Origin of the sequence: Wolbachia endosymbiont of Drosophila bocki, from assembly GCF_028982005.1 — a bacterium.
GTDB classification, from domain to species: domain Bacteria; phylum Pseudomonadota; class Alphaproteobacteria; order Rickettsiales; family Anaplasmataceae; genus Wolbachia; species Wolbachia pipientis.
The window spans coordinates 1-2,549 of record NZ_JAPQLG010000051.1 but is presented as its reverse complement, the minus strand read 5'-3'; the positions used below and the strand labels follow the sequence as shown (position 1 = coordinate 2,549).

Annotated in this window: 4 protein-coding genes; 3 read left to right on the top strand and 1 reads right to left on the bottom strand. The window is 35.0% G+C overall.

What is annotated here, in order from left to right; all coding sequences use genetic code 11:
• Window positions 1-124 precede the first annotated feature (124 nt).
• Window positions 125-952 (top strand): cytochrome c oxidase subunit 3, encoded by an 828-nt coding sequence (locus tag OZD61_RS01035; protein WP_274979522.1) that lies wholly within the window; start codon window positions 125-127, stop codon window positions 950-952.
• Complete coding sequence (ruvC, locus tag OZD61_RS01030; RefSeq protein WP_151807779.1) at window positions 953-1,441, top strand: crossover junction endodeoxyribonuclease RuvC; 489 nt, start codon at window positions 953-955, stop codon at window positions 1,439-1,441. It begins immediately after the preceding gene.
• A gap of 44 nt (window positions 1,442-1,485) precedes the next feature.
• On the opposite strand, the gene ruvX is transcribed toward ruvC, so the two are convergent.
• Window positions 1,486-1,953 carry a Holliday junction resolvase RuvX gene (ruvX, locus tag OZD61_RS01025; RefSeq protein ID WP_274979521.1) on the bottom strand — a complete coding sequence of 156 codons (468 nt, stop codon included), beginning with the start codon at window positions 1,951-1,953 and terminating at the stop codon, window positions 1,486-1,488.
• Between the two features lie 203 nt (window positions 1,954-2,156).
• On the opposite strand from ruvX, the gene OZD61_RS01020 reads away from it, so the two are divergent.
• Window positions 2,157-2,300, top strand: coding sequence for a hypothetical protein (locus OZD61_RS01020; protein ID WP_274979520.1), 144 nt, complete (start codon window positions 2,157-2,159; stop codon window positions 2,298-2,300).
• Window positions 2,301-2,549 lie beyond the last annotated feature (249 nt).

Sequence of the window (2,549 nt, the reverse complement as noted above, 5' to 3'; positions counted from 1 at the left end):
TAGATATACCTCTTTCTTAACTATGCTTATTTTACCTCATATTTTCGAGATCCTTAACAGGTTCTAAGGAACGTTGACAATTTTAAGCTAATTTGTATCCTTAATAAGTATTTTTTGAAATGCTATGAAAAGTAAAGAACATGATTTTCATTTAGTGGATCCAAGCCCTTGGCCAATTGCTGTATCAGCAGCAATTCTTATTCTTGCACTTGGATTAGTTGGCGCGCTTCATAAACAAATTGTCGGAATGTTTTGTTTAGTTTTGGGAATCTCCGCAGTATCAGGGGTGCTGTTTTATTGGTGGAGAGATGTAATAAGGGAGGCCATTTATGACAAATGTCACACTGCCATTGTAAAACATGGACTCAAATTTGCAATGTACTTGTTTATTCTCTCGGAGGTCGTATTTTTTATAGTGTTCTTTTGTTCATTCTTTAAAGCCTGGCTTGATCCAGTTTTTTTATTTGAGGCGTTTTCTCCTGCAAAAAAAGTTGAATGGCCCCCTGAGGGAATTTTGCCACCTGATCCGTGGTCACTACCATTCATGAATACATTAATATTATTGCTTTCTGGTACAACAATTACTTGGGCAAATCACTCTTTACTTAAAAATGATAAAAAGAGCATGATTAAAATGCTGTCCATAACTATATTGCTTGGAGTTTTTTTTATAATAGTGCAAGCAATAGAGTATCATGAAGCGAGTTTTTCTCTACAAGAAACAGGAGAAAAGCTTATTTATACATCCAATTTTTATATGATTACCGGTTTTCACTGCGCACACGTTATAATAGGAATAATGTTTTTATCAGTGTGTTTATTTAGAGCACGGAAAGGCCAATTTACACTTCAGGACCATTTGTGCTTTGAGTTTGCCTCCTGGTATTGGCACTTTGTAGATGTAGTCTGGATATTTTTATTTTTGTTTGTCTATTGGTTAAGCGTTTATTAAGTGGTTAAAATAATAGGTCTAGATCCAGGAATAAGCAAGACTGGGTGGGCCATTATCAGCCTGAACGAAAAAAATAATATTGAATTTTTGGGCGGCGGTACCATATCAACTGATGGTAAATTGGGTACAGGTGAACGCCTACATATAATTTTTGAACAATTAAAGAAAGTAATTTCCCTATACTCTCCGAATGAAGCTGCGGTGGAGAAAATTTTTGTTAATAAAAATCCTAAATCTTCACTAACTTTAGGATATGCAAGAGGGGTTGTAATTTTAGCGTTAAAAATAACAAAGCTAACTATGAATGAATATGATGCAAACTATGTAAAAAAAAGCATTACCGGAAATGGCCATGCTGATAAGGATCAGATGATATTTATGGTGAAGCAAATAGTTAAAAATTTGAGTATAAAATGCCACCATGCTGCTGACGCTCTTGCTGTAGCAATTTGTCATGCTTATACGAAAGGTTCTTGTTTTGTTGAGTAACTTTTATATGGGATCCAGTTTGAAGATTTCCAGATCTGGAAAAACTATTTGATTGTATTTATCTTGTCTAACGTTCGTTGCAAAATAATACATGCGGAGATTTTATCATCTATTTTTTTCGATTTTGTGATTGATATTCCAGTAATTTTTAGTGTATGAGTTGCGATAGATGTTGAGAAGCTTTCGTCTTGTAAGTATATATTTACTTTATATTTTTTTATTATTTTATTTGCGAATTGGATTATAGTTTTACACCATTTAGTTTCTTGCTCGTCCATTTTTAACGGTAGTCCTATTACCATTGATCCAGATTCATTTTCTTTGAATATTCTATGCAGATAACCTAAATCTTTGCTCATATTTTTTCTGTGATATATGCTATGAGCTGTGGCTATGAGCTGTGTTTTATCGCTAAATGCTATGCCTATTTGCTTTTCTCCCATGTCAAGGCACATTATGCGCCTATCTTTTGGAATAGACTTTAGAAACTCATCTGGATTTCTATGTAGCATCTATTAGACTTCCTTTAAAGTGACCTTATCAAAAAAGTGGAGAGAAAGTTAAGAAAATTTTTTACAAAAAGAATAATGAATCAAATTGCTCAGGAATGCAATAGACTTCTTGCATAACCCAAACTAAGTAGAAAAAAGGTATCATCTAAGTAGCTGACACTGGTTTCCATCCAAAAGGGCAGTGCCCCTATGATGTCATTCCAGTGCTTGACACTGGAATCCAGACTTCAATTGTTATACTTGTAAATAAGTCTGGAACGTTCATCTCAAAATGTAGTATTTTTGTTGAAATAGCTCAACTGGATTCCAGCGTCACGCGCTGGAATGACACCTTTGTGTTTGCATAGCTGTACGAACATTGTGATTTGAGAGCAATCTCCACAAGGGAGGATGTCATTCCAGTGCCCAGACACTGGAATCCAGAAAAAAGAATGGTGTCATCCAAGTAGCTGACACTGGGATGGCTTTGTTGCATCGCTCTTCGGGTAGTAGGTAACGTACAATAAATTCATGAAGCTATCTCAAGCTTAGCCATGCCTATTTCAGTAAATTTGTTAAGCAAATAACACTTGAGTAGCAGTTCCTTCTCACGATTA

Bases quoted from the DNA above. Each gene is read 5' to 3' on its own strand.
- OZD61_RS01035 (WP_274979522.1), top strand. From the start codon at position 125: ATGAAAAGTAAAGAACATGATTTTCATTTAGTGGATCCAAGCCCTTGG.
- ruvX (WP_274979521.1), bottom strand. From the start codon at position 1,953: ATGCTACATAGAAATCCAGATGAGTTTCTAAAGTCTATTCCAAAAGAT.